The following is a 14,554-nucleotide window of genomic DNA, read 5'->3' as shown; positions in this document are numbered from 1 at the left end:
CGGCCTACCGTATTGAAATTTCAGGATATTCCAATGAATCAAATCGACCGACTGCTCGGTATTATGCAGCGCCTGCGCGACCCGGAAAACGGCTGTCCGTGGGACAAAGAGCAGACATTCGCCACGATTACCCCTTACACCCTCGAAGAAACTTATGAAGTGCTGGACGCGATTGCGCGAGAAGACTTCGACGACCTGCGTGGAGAGTTGGGTGATCTGCTGTTCCAGGTGGTGTTTTACGCCCAGATGGCGCAGGAAGAAGGGCGCTTCAACTTTGATGATATCTGTGCTGCGATAAGCGATAAGCTTGAACGCCGCCACCCGCATGTTTTTGCGGATGTTTCTGCCAGTAACAGCACCGAGGTATTGACCCGCTGGGAGCAAATCAAAAGCGAAGAACGCGCCGAGAAGGCGCAGCATTCCGCGCTCGACGATATCCCCCGTAGTTTACCGGCATTAATGCGCGCCCAAAAAATCCAGAAACGTTGCTCAAATGTTGGCTTCGACTGGAAAACATTAGGCCCGGTTGTCGACAAGGTTTACGAAGAGATCGACGAAGTCATGTTTGAGGCGAAGCAGGCTGTTGTCGACCAGGCTAAACTGGAGGAGGAAATGGGCGATCTGCTGTTTGCTACGGTCAATATGGCCCGGCATTTAGGCACCAAAGCAGAGACCGCATTGCAAAAAGCGAACGAGAAATTTGAGCGGCGTTTTCGTGAGGTTGAGCGAATTGTGGCTGCTCGCGGTCTGGAAATGACTGGTGTTGATCTGGAAACTATGGAAGAAGTCTGGCAACAGGTAAAACGGCAGGAAATTGATCTCTAAGGGATTTCGTCGGTCAAGGGCGATTTGTGTGATTTTTTAAATAACAAGCGCTTGATTTACGTCAAAAACATTTACCCAAAAGAGGCTATTTTCTCTTCCCGTTATGTTGATGAAACACCTTGTATACTGCCTCTTCGAGTGATTCGAGTCGCAACAAGGCGGCGACTGAAAGAATCTTCAGGAACATAGAAATGCTATGTGACTGGGGTGAGTGAAGGAAGCCAACACCGGTGCGGCTTGAAGAACGAAGGAGAGGGAATAATGAAAGTTTGTGGCGCTCGTCATGTTCGGGTATACTACTTTCCCGTCTTGGTAATTCCATCGTTTCACCCTAACTTCTCAGGTCCAGCATGACAACGAACTATATTTTTGTGACCGGCGGGGTCGTATCCTCTCTGGGAAAAGGCATTGCCGCAGCCTCCCTGGCAGCCATTCTTGAAGCCCGTGGCCTCAATGTGACCATGATGAAACTGGATCCGTACATCAACGTCGATCCAGGTACTATGAGCCCAATCCAACACGGGGAAGTGTTCGTTACCGAAGACGGCGCTGAAACCGACCTGGACCTGGGTCACTATGAGCGTTTCATCCGTACCAAAATGAGCCGCCGCAACAACTTCACCACGGGTCGTATCTATTCCGACGTTCTGCGTAAAGAACGCCGTGGCGACTACCTGGGCGCTACCGTTCAGGTTATCCCGCACATCACGAATGCGATTAAAGAACGCGTTCTGGAAGGCGGCGAAGGTCATGATGTTGTTCTGGTCGAAATCGGCGGAACCGTTGGGGATATCGAATCTCTGCCGTTCCTTGAAGCGATTCGCCAGATGGCCGTAGAAATTGGCCGTGAGCACACGCTGTTTATGCATCTGACGCTGGTTCCGTACATGGCGGCGGCAGGTGAAGTCAAAACTAAACCGACCCAGCACTCGGTAAAAGAGCTGCTTTCTATCGGTATTCAGCCAGATATCCTGATTTGCCGCTCCGATCGCGCAGTTCCGGCTAATGAACGTGCGAAAATTGCATTGTTCTGTAACGTTCCGGAAAAAGCGGTGATTTCTCTGAAAGATGTCGATTCCATCTATAAAATTCCGGGCCTGTTGAAATCCCAGGGCCTTGACGATTATATTTGTAAACGATTCAGCTTGAACTGTCCGGAAGCTAATCTGTCAGAATGGGAACAGGTTATCTATGAAGAAGCGAATCCGGCAGGCGAAGTGACTATCGGTATGGTTGGCAAGTACATTGAACTGCCGGATGCCTATAAGTCAGTTATCGAAGCGCTGAAGCACGGTGGTCTGAAGAATCGTGTCACCGTCAATATCAAGCTGATCGATTCGCAAGATGTTGAAACGCGCGGCGTTGAGATCCTGAAAGGTCTTGATGCAATCCTGATCCCTGGCGGCTTCGGCTACCGTGGCGTTGAAGGTAAAATCGCGACGGCGCGCTTTGCGCGTGAGAACAATATTCCTTATCTGGGCATTTGCCTGGGTATGCAGGTTGCGTTGATTGAGTTTGCACGTAACGTAGTAGGTATGGACAACGCCAACTCCACGGAATTTGTGCCAGACTGTAAGTACCCAGTGGTGGCCCTGATTACCGAATGGCGCGATGAAGACGGCAACGTCGAAGTCCGTACCGAGAAGAGCGATCTGGGTGGCACAATGCGCCTTGGCGCGCAGCAGTGTCAGTTGAGCGACGATAGCCTGGTTCGTCAACTGTACGGCGCGCCGACAATTGTTGAACGCCATCGCCACCGTTACGAAGTCAACAATATGCTGTTGAAACAGATTGAAGCTGCGGGTCTGCGTATTGCAGGCCGTTCCGGTGATGATCAGTTGGTCGAGATCATTGAGGTACCGAATCATCCGTGGTTCGTGGCCTGTCAGTTCCACCCGGAATTTACTTCCACGCCACGTGATGGGCACCCGCTGTTTGCCGGCTTTGTGAAAGCCGCCAGTGAACATCAGAAGCGTCAGGCGAAGTAAGAAGTAAATAAGTTAGAACGGCAATGCACCCATCCGGGTGCATTGTTTGTCTGGAGTTTTAGTTTAACTTGTACTGAGGAAAATCTAATGTCCAAAATCGTTAAAATCATCGGTCGTGAAATCATCGACTCCCGTGGTAACCCGACTGTTGAAGCCGAAGTACACCTGGAAGGTGGTTTCGTTGGTATGGCAGCAGCTCCGTCAGGTGCTTCTACTGGTTCCCGCGAAGCACTGGAACTGCGCGATGGCGACAAATCTCGTTTCATGGGTAAAGGCGTACTGAAAGCTGTTGCAGCTGTTAACGGCCCAATTGCTCAGGCTCTGCTGGGTAAAGATGCTAAAGATCAGGCTGGCATCGACAAGATCATGATCGATCTGGACGGTACTGAAAACAAATCCAACTTCGGTGCAAACGCCATCCTGGCTGTGTCCCTGGCGAACGCCAAAGCAGCAGCTGCTGCTAAAGGCCTGCCGCTGTATGCACACATTGCTGAACTGAACGGTACTCCGGGTAAATACTCCATGCCGGTTCCGATGATGAACATCATCAACGGTGGTGAGCACGCTGACAACAACGTCGACATCCAGGAATTCATGATTCAGCCGGTTGGCGCTAAGACTCTGAAAGAAGCCGTTCGTATGGGTTCTGAAGTGTTCCACAACCTGGCTAAAGTTCTGAAAGCTAAAGGTATGAACACTGCTGTTGGTGACGAAGGCGGCTACGCGCCGAACCTGGGTTCCAACGCTGAAGCTCTGGCTGTAATCGCTGAAGCGGTAAAAGCAGCTGGCTACGAGCTGGGCAAAGACATCACCCTGGCGATGGACTGTGCAGCTTCTGAATTCTACAAAGACGGTAAATACGTTCTGGCTGGCGAAGGCAACAAAGCATTCACCTCCGAAGAATTCACCCACTTCCTGGAAGAACTGACCAAACAGTACCCGATCGTGTCCATCGAAGATGGTCTGGACGAGTCTGACTGGGACGGTTTTGCATACCAGACTAAAGTACTGGGCGACAAAATCCAGCTGGTTGGTGACGATCTGTTCGTAACCAACACCAAGATCCTGAAAGAAGGCATCGAAAAAGGCATCGTTAACTCCATCCTGATCAAATTCAACCAGATCGGTTCTCTGACCGAAACTCTGGCTGCGATCAAAATGGCGAAAGACGCTGGCTACACCGCTGTCATCTCTCACCGTTCTGGCGAAACTGAAGACGCTACCATCGCTGACCTGGCTGTTGGTACCGCTGCAGGCCAGATCAAAACAGGTTCTATGAGCCGTTCTGACCGCGTTGCTAAATACAACCAGCTGATTCGTATCGAAGAAGCTCTGGGTGAACAAGCACCGTACAACGGTCGTAAAGAGATTAAAGGCCAGGCGTAATCCTGTTCTTTAGCTCTTAACGTAAAAACCCGCTGCGGCGGGTTTTTTTATGTCTTTAAAGCAGCAGTGGTAAGGTCGCGCTGGCGGTTTGCTGGCTCACATCACTGTACTTTTCATCCAGCGCAATCAGCGATGTGGTGAGCAGTTCTACCAACAGCATCACTCCCACCTTGGCGTTTAGCGCGCCAGCACTCAACGGACCCTCAGGTTTGGCTGCGACCAGTTGAATATCACTCAGCGAAGCCAACGGGCTGCGCGGCGTATTACTCAACGCCAGCACGCGCACGCCTTGCTTACGCGCCAGTTTAACGACGTGCAGCAGATCGCGCGTCGAGCCAGAACTGGAAATCGCTACCACGATCGTGTCTTTGTTAAGCGTCGTGGCATTCATGGCTGCACGATGCATGTCGCTGAACAATTGTGCAGGTTTGCCGAGACGCAGGAGTTTGTAATGTAAATACTCCCCCAGAATGGCGCTGGCCGCTACGCCATAAATCTGTACTGACTGAGCCTGATGCAACGCAAGGGCGGCGGCTTCAAGTAATGTCCTGTCGAGTAACTTTGCAGTGTCCTGCAATGCTTGCACCGATTCATTGACCACATTGTCAATTTCATCCCCGCAGTGCTCTACCGGCTGTTCTTGCTGGAGATCGAGTGCCAGCGCCATCTTGAATTCGTTGTAGCCCTTACACCCCAGCGTACGGCACAGACGCGTAACGCTCGCCTCGCTGGTGTCGCTTTCACGCGCCAGTTCGGTAATCGTCAGGTAGACAACTTTTGCCGGATCGCTGAGCACAAACTCTCCCAGCTTCTGCTGTGTTCGGCTATATCCGTCAACGCTCTGGCGCAGTCTCAGCAGCAGGTTTTCATTTTCTGACATGCAAAATCCTTAATGCGTTTCTCTGCTGATAGTGTGGCGGAAAGCAGGGGAGAGATGCCAGTCATTTTAAAAAAGTATGATCGACTTCCTGAATTTTGATGATAATTTTCACTTTTAAAAATTAACATGGTAAAAATTTTCATCATCAATCGGGGAGATGAAAAAATGATGCAAATGTTTAGCGGCGCCTCGTCGGGAGCATGGTTTGAAAAGGCACAGCGGTTCGGCAAATCGTTCATGCTGCCGATTGCGGTATTACCCGCCGCGGGGCTGTTGCTAGGGATTGGCGGCGCGCTGTCGAATCCAAACACATTGACGGCTTATCCGTTTTTGGACGTTGATTGGTTACAGGCAATCTTCACAATCATGACCAGCGCAGGTTCTATTGTATTTGCCAACCTGTCGGTGCTCTTTGCGGTGGGTGTCGCGGTAGGACTGGCGAAAACGGATAAAGGCACCGCCGGGCTTGCGGCATTGCTGGCATTTCTGGTGATGAATGCCACCATTAATGCCTTATTGACGCTCAACGGAACGCTGGCACACGAGAATCCCGGTGCCGTAGGCCAGGGGATGACGCTGGGCATTCAGACGCTGGAAACAGGTGTGTTTGGTGGGGTGGTGATTGGCCTGGTTACCTGTGCGCTGCATGGCCGTTTCAATAAAGTCTCACTCCCTCAGTTCCTTGGTTTCTTCAGCGGCTCGCGCTTTGTACCGATTATTAGCTCCCTTGCCGCGATAGTCGTGGGGGCGGTCATGACGGTGGTTTGGCCGCATTTCCAGAAACTCATTTTTGGACTGGGTGGTCTGGTTGATGCGACAGGCTATCTGGGGACGCTGCTGTACGGCTTCATCCTGCGTATGCTCGGCCCATTGGGTTTACACCATATCTTTTATTTGCCCTTCTGGACGACGGCGCTGGGCGGGAGCGAAATCGTCAACGGCCAGTTAGTTGAAGGTACGCAGCGGATTTTCTTTGCCCAACTTGCCGATCCGAATACGCAGCAGTTCTATGCGGGCACCTCGCGCTTTATGTCCGGGCGCTTCATCACCATGATGTTTGGCCTGCTTGGTGCATGCCTGGCGATGTACCATACTGCCAGGCCGGAGAACAGAAAGCTTGTTGCTGGCCTGCTGTTGTCTGCGGCCCTGACCTCTTTCCTGACGGGGATCACTGAGCCTATCGAGTTCTCATTTCTGTTTGTGGCGCCCGTGTTATACGTCATTCACGCCTTCTTCGATGGTCTGGCGTTTATGATGGCTCATATTTTACATATCACTATTGGGCAAACCTTTTCGGGTGGGCTTATCGATTTCCTCCTCTTTGGCGTGCTACAGGGGGAAGCGAAAACCAACTGGATGTACGTCCCCCTGGTGGGGGTACCGTGGTTCTTTCTTTACTACTTCACCTTCCGCTATTTGATTAACCGCTTTAACTGGCTAACGCCTGGCCGTGAAAACGCAACTCCGATGGAATCCAGCCTGCCGCAAAGTGAGCGAGCAGCAGCAGTGATCGCCGGGCTGGGAGGCAAAGATAATCTGGAAGAGGTGGACTGTTGCGCCACACGCTTACGCGTGACGGTGAAAGAGAGCAGCAAGGTAGATGAAGCGGCGCTGAAAGCGACCGGAGCGCGTGGCGTAATTATTCGCGGTAACGGTGTTCAGGTGATTTATGGCCCGCATGTCACCATCATTAAAAACGAAGTCGAAGAGATCTTATCGTAATGAAAACTGTACTGGATTCCCTAAAAGGTAAATTAATCGTCTCCTGTCAGGCGCTGGAAAATGAGCCCCTGCACAGTTCGTTTATTATGTCGCGTATGGCGCTGGCGGCAGCTCAGGGCGGTGCGGTAGGTATCCGTGCGAACAGTGTGGTGGATATTCGCGCGATCAAAGAGAGCGTCTCCCTGCCGGTGATTGGGATTATTAAGCGCGATTATCCGGGCAGTGATGTGTTTATTACGGCTACTCTACGGGAAGTGGATGAGCTAATGACAGTTGGACCGGAAATTATTGCTCTGGATGCGACAGCGCGCCCGCGCCCTGGTGGACAAACGCTGGAAGAGCTGGTCACGCAAATCCGCGCTCGATACCCGTCCATACTACTGATGGCGGATATCGCCACCGTAAACGAGGCGGTGACAGCTGAGCGTCTGGGTTTTGACTGCGTGGGCACCACGCTTTACGGCTATACCGCTGACACTGCCGGGCATGTGCTGGCGGAAAACGACTGTGGTTTTTTACGTGAGGTATTGGCTGCGGTCAGCATACCGGTGGTAGCGGAAGGAAACGTCGATACCCCGGAACGCGCCGCATGTTGTCTGGCATTAGGCGCTCATACCGTGGTGGTTGGGGGGGCTATAACGCGTCCGCAGCAGATAACGGCGCGCTTTGTCGCGGCGATCGCCTCGTAAAGCATCGATGGGGCATGATACTTTGGCGGGGATCTGCGATAATTATCGTTTATCCCCATATTGAGAGCGCTATGCAGTACCCGATTAACGAGATGTTCCAGACCCTGCAAGGCGAGGGCTACTTTACCGGCGTCCCCGCCATTTTTATTCGTTTACAGGGATGCCCGGTTGGCTGTGCCTGGTGCGATACCAAACACACCTGGGATAAGCTTGAGGATCGGGAAGTCTCCCTGTACAGCATCCTGGCCAAGACTAAAGAGAGCGATAAATGGGGCGCGGCGAGCAGCGAAGATCTGCTGGCGGTCATTTTGCGTCAGGGCTATACCGCCCGTCACGTGGTGATCACTGGCGGCGAGCCCTGCATTCATGACCTGATGCCGCTGACTGACCTGCTGGAAAAGAACGGCTTTAGCTGCCAGATTGAGACCAGTGGTACCCACGAAGTACGCTGTACGCCGAATACCTGGGTAACCGTATCGCCGAAGGTGAATATGCGCGGTGGTTATGATGTGCTGTCGCAGGCGCTGGAGCGCGCGAATGAAATCAAACATCCGGTTGGTCGCGTTCGCGATATTGAAGCGCTGGATGAACTGCTGGCAACGTTGAGTGACGACAAACCACGAATCATCGCCTTACAGCCAATCAGCCAGAAAGAGGATGCGACGCGTTTGTGCATTGATACCTGTATTGCGCGAAACTGGCGTCTGTCGATGCAAACCCATAAATATCTGAATATTGCCTGATAACTGTGCCGGGAGCGTTTCGCTTACCCGGCCAGAGTTTGTTGTTCGTTGCTGGCCGGAGAAGACGTTTCGCCATCCGTCAAGGCTACAATCACTCGCCGCGATACACGCAGCCCGCTGTGCAGGTCTCTTTCACCATTACGGCACTCAGCAGAGGGACAACCGGTTTTACCTGATCCCAAATCCATTTTGCCAGCACTTCACTGGTTGGGTTTTCTAAGCCTGGAATATCGTTCAGATAGTAGTGATCAAGCCTATCGTACGTCGGCTTAAACGCCGCTTTTAACTCAGAAAAATCCATAATCCAACCGGTATGCGGATCGACTTCACCGGTAATTTCAAGACGCACCATAAATGAGTGACCATGCAGGCGGCCACACTTATGCCCTTCCGGTACATGTGGCAGGCGGTGAGCGGCTTCGAAGGTGAAATCTTTAAACAAGGTGGTGGACATTATTTACTCTCAAGAATGCGAAAAACCGGCGTAGGGTACCGTAAAGAGCAAATTTTATCATTAGTTAAAAGGGCGCAGAGTATCAGAACAATCCATTCATAAAGATAATGTTCAATAACTATTTATATATCAAATGCTTATTAAATCGATTTTGCTGTTAATAACTATAACTAAAACAGGTTAGTCCATTTGGTTATTTGTTATTTCCATCACTTCTTTAATTGTTACTATCCCCGCCGTTAACCTTATCTTCAGTTTGGGTTTTATTGCTGAAATCCGCTTTGCTTACTGGAACATGACAACGCATGACGACACAGGCCCCACCTTCCGCTTTGCTACCGCTAAACCCGGAGCAACTGGCACGCCTTCAGGCGGCCACGACCGATTTCACTCCCGCACAGCTTGCGTGGGTTTCTGGCTATTTCTGGGGCGTGCTGAATCAGCAGCCAGGCAGCAATACGGCGTCACCAGCGCCTGCCGCTCAAATGCCGGGCATTACGCTTATCTCCGCCTCGCAAACCGGTAATGCGCGTCGTGTGGCGGAAGCCCTGCGCGATGATCTGATCGCCGCGAAGCTCAACGTCACTCTCATCAACGCTGGCGACTATAAATTCAAACAAATCGCCAATGAAAAACTGCTGATCGTGGTGGCGTCGACGCAAGGGGAAGGTGAACCGGCGGAAGAAGCCGTGGCGTTGCATAAATTCCTGTTCTCGAAAAAAGCGCCGAAGCTCGATAACACCGCTTTTGCCGTGTTTGGTCTTGGCGACACCTCTTACGAGTTTTTCTGTCAGTCAGGAAAAGACTTTGATACGAAACTGGCTGAGCTGGGCGGTGAACGTCTGCTTGACCGCGTCGACGCTGATGTTGAATACCAGGCCGCGGCTGCCCAGTGGCGTGCCCGTCTGGTTGATGTCCTGAAAGCACGTGCGCCTGCGGCATCGTCTGTGCAAGTTGCCGCGAGCGGCGCGGTAAACGAAGTACACACCAGTCCGTATACCAAAGAAGCACCGCTGACGGCGTCGCTTGCGGTGAATCAGAAAATTACCGGCCGCGACTCTGAAAAAGACGTGCGCCATATTGAGATTGATTTAGGCGATTCCGGCCTGCGCTATCAGCCGGGCGATGCATTGGGTGTCTGGTATCAAAATGATCCGGCTTTGGTCAAAGAGCTGGTAGAACTGCTGTGGCTGAAAGGGGATGAACCGGTCACGGTTGATGGCAAAACCCTGCCGCTCGCCGAAGCACTGGAGTGGCACTTTGAACTGACGGTCAACACCGGCAATATCGTAGAAAATTATGCCACCTTGACCCGCAGTGAAACTTTGCTGCCGTTAGTGGGTGACAAAGCGCAGTTGCAGCATTACGCCGCAACCACGCCCATCGTCGATATGGTGCGTTTCTCCCCGGCGCAACTGGATGCCCAGGCGTTGGTTGATCTGCTGCGCCCGCTGACGCCGCGTTTGTACTCCATTGCCTCTTCCCAGGCGGAAGTGGAAAGCGAAGTGCACGTTACCGTGGGTGTGGTGCGTTATGACATTGAAGGTCGTGCCCGCGCAGGCGGCGCGTCCAGCTTCCTTGCCGATCGTGTAGATGAAGAAGGTGAAGTTCGCGTGTTCATTGAACACAACGATAACTTCCGCCTGCCGGCGAACCCGCAGACGCCGGTGATCATGATTGGACCTGGCACCGGTATTGCGCCGTTTCGTGCATTCATGCAGCAGCGTGCGGCTGACGGAGCCGAAGGCAAAAACTGGCTGTTTTTTGGCAACCCACACTTTACCGAAGATTTCCTGTATCAGGTGGAATGGCAGCGTTACGTCAAAGAGGGCGTACTGAGTCGTATCGATCTCGCCTGGTCCAGAGATCAAAAAGAAAAAGTCTACGTACAAGATAAACTGCGCCAACAGGGCGCGGAACTGTGGCGCTGGATTAATGACGGTGCCCACATTTATGTCTGCGGCGACGCCAATCGTATGGCGAAAGACGTTGAGCAGGCTTTGTTGGAAGTGATTGCCGAATTCGGTGGTATGGATATCGAAGCGGCGGATGAATTTTTAAGTGAGCTGCGCATTGAGCGCCGTTATCAGCGAGATGTCTACTAATGAGCGAAAAACATCCAGGACCATTGGTGGTCGAAGGCAAACTGACTGATGCTGAGCGCATGAAGGTTGAGAGCAACTACCTGCGCGGTACCATTGCCGAAGATTTAAATGACGGTCTGACCGGCGGTTTTAAAGGCGACAACTTCCTGCTGATCCGTTTTCACGGTATGTACCAGCAAGATGACCGCGATATCCGCGCCGAACGTGCCGAGCAAAAGCTGGAGCCGCGCCACGCCATGCTGCTGCGCTGTCGTCTGCCGGGTGGGGTGATCACCACCAAACAGTGGCAGGCGATCGATAAGTTCGCCCATGACAACACCATTTACGGCAGCATTCGTCTGACCAACCGTCAGACATTCCAGTTTCACGGCATTCTGAAGAAGAACGTGAAACCGGTACACCAGATGCTGCATTCAGTCGGGCTTGACGCTCTGGCGACCGCCAATGACATGAACCGTAACGTGCTGTGCACCTCGAATCCGTATGAATCTGAGCTGCACGCCGAAGCCTATGAATGGGCGAAGAAAATTTCCGAGCACCTGTTGCCGCGCACCCGCGCTTATGCAGAGATTTGGCTGGATCAGGAAAAAGTCGCGACCACCGATGAAGAGCCGATCCTCGGTCAAACCTATCTGCCGCGTAAGTTTAAAACTACCGTGGTAATCCCGCCGCAGAACGACATCGATCTGCACGCCAACGACATGAACTTTGTGGCGGTTGCGGAAAACGGCAAGCTGGTGGGCTTTAACCTGCTGGTGGGCGGTGGTTTGTCGATTGAGCACGGCAACAAGAAAACCTATGCCCGTACGGCAAGCGAGTTTGGTTATCTGCCGCTTGAGCATACGCTGGCCGTGGCGGAGGCTGTGGTGACCACGCAGCGTGATTGGGGTAACCGTACCGATCGTAAAAACGCGAAAACCAAATACACGCTGGAACGCGTAGGCGTAGAGACCTTTAAAGCTGAAGTTGAGCGCCGGGCGGGGATCACGTTTGAGCCGATCCGTCCGTACGAGTTCACTGGTCGCGGCGATCGTATCGGCTGGGTGAAAGGGATCGACAATAAATGGCATCTGACGTTGTTTATTGAAAACGGACGCATCCTCGATTATCCGGGCCGACCGTTGAAAACCGGTCTGCTTGAGATCGCGAAGATCCACAAAGGCGAGTTCCGCATTACCGCGAACCAGAACCTGATCATTGCCGGTGTTCCTGAGAGTGAAAAGGCGAAGATCGAAAAGATTGCGCAGAAGAGTGGCTTAATGAACGCGGTAACTCCGCAGCGTGAAAACTCGATGGCCTGCGTCTCGTTCCCAACCTGTCCGCTGGCGATGGCGGAAGCCGAGCGTTTCCTGCCAACGTTTATCGACAACATCGACACGCTGATGGCGAAGCACAGCCTGAGTGATGAAAACATTGTCATGCGTGTTACCGGCTGCCCGAACGGCTGCGGCCGCGCGATGCTGGCGGAAGTTGGTCTGGTGGGTAAAGCACCCGGACGTTACAACCTGCATCTGGGGGGCAATCGTATCGGAACTCGCATTCCCCGGATGTTTAAAGAGAACATCACCGAGCCGGAAATTCTGGCATCGCTGGATGAACTGATTGGGCGCTGGGCGAAAGAGCGCGAAGCGGGTGAAGGCTTCGGTGACTTTACGGTGCGTGCGGGCATTATTCGCCCGGTGCTCGATCCTGCCCGGGATTTCTGGGAATAATGTGAAATTGACTTATCGGGTCTACTGAATTTGTAGGCCTGATAAGCGTAGCGCCATCAGGCAAGGCAAACAGCGAGGAATTTATGTCCAAACTCGATCTCAACGCGTTGAACGAGCTGCCGAAAGTTGAACGCGTTATGGCGTTGGCGCAAACCAACGATCAACTGGAAACATTGAGCGCCGAGGATCGCGTGGCGTGGGCGCTGGAAAACCTGCCTGGTGAATATGTTCTGTCATCAAGTTTTGGGATCCAGGCAGCAGTAAGCTTGCACCTGGTAAATCAGGTTCGCCCGGATATCCCGGTGATCCTCACCGATACTGGCTATCTGTTCCCGGAAACCTACCAGTTTATTGATGAGTTAACGGACAAGCTCAAGCTTAATCTGCAAGTCTACCGGGCAAAAGAGAGTGCCGCCTGGCAGGAAGCGCGCTATGGCAAACTGTGGGAGCAGGGCGTTGAAGGCATTGAGAAATACAATGACATCAACAAGGTCGAGCCGATGAACCGGGCGCTACAGGATCTGCATGCGCAAACCTGGTTTGCCGGTCTGCGCCGCGAGCAGTCGGGCAGTCGCGCGCATTTGCCGGTGCTGGCTATCCAGCGCGGCGTGTTTAAAGTGCTGCCGATCATCGACTGGGATAACCGTACGGTTTACCAGTATCTGCAAAAACACGGACTGAAGTACCATCCGTTGTGGGATCAGGGCTATCTGTCAGTCGGTGATACCCACACCACCCGCAAATGGGAGCCGGGAATGGCGGAAGAAGAGACGCGTTTCTTCGGATTGAAGCGCGAGTGCGGACTGCACGAAGGGTAACAGGAAAGTGGTCCGGTAAGATTTACATCCTACCGGACCACTTCTTCAGGATTTACCCGCTTTTGCCAGTTCCTTTACCAGCGGCAGCATAATGCGTACCACGTCGCGGCTACGGTGTTCTATCCTGCCCGGTAACGCTTTATCGATATGCTGCTGGTTATCCAGTCGCACATCGTGCCAGCTGTTGCCTGCCGGGAACGAGGCGCTTTTGGCGCGCTGTTGATAGCCATCTTTCTTGCCCAGGTTCCAGTTGGTCGCTTCAACGGAGAGAACGGAAATGCCCGCGTTGTCGAAGACCTCTGCATCGTTACAACATCCAGTGCCTTTCGGATAGTCTTTGTTCAGACCTGGATTGGTGCTGGCAACGATACCGCGACTGTGCGCGATAGCCAGCGCCCGGTCGCGCGTCAATTTTCGCACCGCTTCCGGGGTTTTCTTACCGCTATTGAAATAGAGCTTATCGCCGACAATCAGGTTATCGAGGTTGATAACCAGCAGCGTGTTTTTCTTCTCTGCAGCGCTCATTCGCTTCAGAATGTTCTCCGCGCCCAGTTTGCCTTCTTCCTCGCCGCTGGTGGCGATAAATCGGATGCCGTATTGCGTCGGTACGTTTTTGAGTTTTTCCGCCAGTTCCAGCATCACGCCAACACCGGCAGCGTTGTCGTCGATACCTTGCAGGGTTAGTCCACCCAGATTGGCATCTGAATCGGCGTCGCTTTGTGCGGCGTAGGTATCAAGGTGCGCCATGATAATAATCTGCTGCGGCGCTTTACCTTCATGTGCTGCAATAACGGTGCTTCCCGTTACGTTATGCCAGTTTTTACGGTTATCTTTAGCGGTATAAACATAACGGCTATTAAACGTCCGAATATCGCTGCTATAGCCCATCTGTTGAAATTGCTGACGTATATAATCAGCAGATAACATTTCTGCCGGAGATCCCGTCACACGGCCTGGGAAAAACGTTGCGATATATCGAGCCTGGGTATTTGCGATATCTCCAGGTTTGGAAGATGTTGCCTGTGCGGGAAGGATGAAGCACGCGCCGAGCGCCAGGGCGGTAGTCAGGTGGCGCAATGCGGAAAACATAGTGAGTCCTTAAATACCAAGCAGAAATTTTCAGCCGCTAGTATGAAACCGTGATCGAGGTAAAACAATTTCATTTGCTCCTAAATGCCCTAAATTCGGTAGCTTAAGCACTTTTTGATATTTGCTTTTCCAGATCGTTATTC

General features: G+C 52.5%; 12 protein-coding genes. 9 read left to right on the top strand and 3 right to left on the bottom strand.

All coding sequences use genetic code 11. The features are described from left to right. Positions 1-33 precede the first annotated feature (33 nt). The 3 genes from mazG (at position 34) to eno (ending at position 4,199) form a co-directional block, all read left to right on the top strand. Positions 34-825 (top strand): nucleoside triphosphate pyrophosphohydrolase, encoded by a 792-nt coding sequence (gene mazG, locus LA337_18535; GenBank protein UBI15145.1) that lies wholly within the window; start codon positions 34-36, stop codon positions 823-825. 350 nt (positions 826-1,175) lie between these two features. Then, positions 1,176-2,813, top strand: coding sequence for a CTP synthase (glutamine hydrolyzing) (gene pyrG / locus LA337_18530; GenBank protein UBI15144.1), 1,638 nt, complete (start codon positions 1,176-1,178; stop codon positions 2,811-2,813). 87 nt (positions 2,814-2,900) lie between these two features. Continuing rightward, entirely contained in the window at positions 2,901-4,199 is a 1,299-nt protein-coding gene (gene eno, locus LA337_18525; protein UBI15143.1) for a phosphopyruvate hydratase, read from the top strand. 55 nt (positions 4,200-4,254) lie between these two features. On the opposite strand, the gene LA337_18520 is transcribed toward eno, so the two are convergent. Then, positions 4,255-5,079 carry a MurR/RpiR family transcriptional regulator gene (locus LA337_18520; protein UBI15142.1) on the bottom strand — a complete coding sequence of 275 codons (825 nt, stop codon included), beginning with the start codon at positions 5,077-5,079 and terminating at the stop codon, positions 4,255-4,257. Between the two features lie 165 nt (positions 5,080-5,244). Here LA337_18520 and LA337_18515 point away from each other — a divergent pair, with 165 nt between their 5' ends. The 3 genes from LA337_18515 (at position 5,245) to queE (ending at position 8,233) form a co-directional block, all read left to right on the top strand. Continuing rightward, positions 5,245-6,801, top strand: a complete 1,557-nt coding sequence (locus LA337_18515; GenBank protein UBI15141.1) for a maltose/glucose-specific PTS transporter subunit IIC — start codon at positions 5,245-5,247, stop codon at positions 6,799-6,801. Then, positions 6,801-7,490, top strand: coding sequence for an N-acetylmannosamine-6-phosphate 2-epimerase (locus tag LA337_18510; protein UBI15140.1), 690 nt, complete (start codon positions 6,801-6,803; stop codon positions 7,488-7,490). The genes LA337_18515 and LA337_18510 overlap by 1 nt, the downstream gene beginning before the upstream one ends. Positions 7,491-7,561: 71 nt before the next feature. Beyond that, positions 7,562-8,233 carry a 7-carboxy-7-deazaguanine synthase QueE gene (gene queE / locus LA337_18505; GenBank protein ID UBI15139.1) on the top strand — a complete coding sequence of 224 codons (672 nt, stop codon included), beginning with the start codon at positions 7,562-7,564 and terminating at the stop codon, positions 8,231-8,233. Positions 8,234-8,324: 91 nt separating this feature from the next. Here queE and queD read toward each other — a convergent pair whose 3' ends face one another. Further along, the gene (queD, locus tag LA337_18500) at positions 8,325-8,687 is read right to left on the bottom strand and encodes a 6-carboxytetrahydropterin synthase QueD (protein UBI15138.1); all 363 of its coding nucleotides are present in this window, start codon (positions 8,685-8,687) and stop codon (positions 8,325-8,327) included. Positions 8,688-8,992: 305 nt separating this feature from the next. Here queD and cysJ point away from each other — a divergent pair, with 305 nt between their 5' ends. The 3 genes from cysJ (at position 8,993) to cysH (ending at position 13,322) form a co-directional block, all read left to right on the top strand. Further along, complete coding sequence (gene cysJ, locus LA337_18495; GenBank protein ID UBI15137.1) at positions 8,993-10,792, top strand: NADPH-dependent assimilatory sulfite reductase flavoprotein subunit; 1,800 nt, start codon at positions 8,993-8,995, stop codon at positions 10,790-10,792. Then, complete coding sequence (gene cysI, locus LA337_18490) at positions 10,792-12,504, top strand: assimilatory sulfite reductase (NADPH) hemoprotein subunit (protein ID UBI15136.1); 1,713 nt, start codon at positions 10,792-10,794, stop codon at positions 12,502-12,504. The genes cysJ and cysI overlap by 1 nt, the downstream gene beginning before the upstream one ends. An 83-nt stretch (positions 12,505-12,587) precedes the next feature. Then, positions 12,588-13,322: a phosphoadenosine phosphosulfate reductase gene (gene cysH, locus LA337_18485; protein UBI15135.1), complete on the top strand. Its 735-nt coding sequence runs from the start codon at positions 12,588-12,590 to the stop codon at positions 13,320-13,322. Between the two features lie 45 nt (positions 13,323-13,367). On the opposite strand, the gene LA337_18480 is transcribed toward cysH, so the two are convergent. Next, complete coding sequence (locus tag LA337_18480; GenBank protein UBI15134.1) at positions 13,368-14,411, bottom strand: aminopeptidase; 1,044 nt, start codon at positions 14,409-14,411, stop codon at positions 13,368-13,370. Positions 14,412-14,554 lie beyond the last annotated feature (143 nt).

The organism is Citrobacter europaeus (assembly GCA_020099315.1).
Classification (GTDB): domain Bacteria; phylum Pseudomonadota; class Gammaproteobacteria; order Enterobacterales; family Enterobacteriaceae; genus Citrobacter; species Citrobacter europaeus.
The sequence above is the reverse complement of the archived record's forward strand: the minus strand, read 5'-3'. Positions and strand labels throughout refer to the sequence as shown.

Coding starts and splice junctions, on each gene's coding strand:
- eno (UBI15143.1), top strand. CDS start 2,901: ATGTCCAAAATCGTTAAAATCATCGGTCGTGAAATCATCGACTCCCGT.
- cysH (UBI15135.1), top strand. CDS start 12,588: ATGTCCAAACTCGATCTCAACGCGTTGAACGAGCTGCCGAAAGTTGAA.
- mazG (UBI15145.1), top strand. CDS start 34: ATGAATCAAATCGACCGACTGCTCGGTATTATGCAGCGCCTGCGCGAC.
- pyrG (UBI15144.1), top strand. CDS start 1,176: ATGACAACGAACTATATTTTTGTGACCGGCGGGGTCGTATCCTCTCTG.
- cysJ (UBI15137.1), top strand. CDS start 8,993: ATGACGACACAGGCCCCACCTTCCGCTTTGCTACCGCTAAACCCGGAG.
- queD (UBI15138.1), bottom strand. CDS start 8,687: ATGTCCACCACCTTGTTTAAAGATTTCACCTTCGAAGCCGCTCACCGC.
- LA337_18480 (UBI15134.1), bottom strand. CDS start 14,411: ATGTTTTCCGCATTGCGCCACCTGACTACCGCCCTGGCGCTCGGCGCG.
- cysI (UBI15136.1), top strand. CDS start 10,792: ATGAGCGAAAAACATCCAGGACCATTGGTGGTCGAAGGCAAACTGACT.
- LA337_18510 (UBI15140.1), top strand. CDS start 6,801: ATGAAAACTGTACTGGATTCCCTAAAAGGTAAATTAATCGTCTCCTGT.
- queE (UBI15139.1), top strand. CDS start 7,562: ATGCAGTACCCGATTAACGAGATGTTCCAGACCCTGCAAGGCGAGGGC.
- LA337_18520 (UBI15142.1), bottom strand. CDS start 5,079: ATGTCAGAAAATGAAAACCTGCTGCTGAGACTGCGCCAGAGCGTTGAC.
- LA337_18515 (UBI15141.1), top strand. CDS start 5,245: ATGATGCAAATGTTTAGCGGCGCCTCGTCGGGAGCATGGTTTGAAAAG.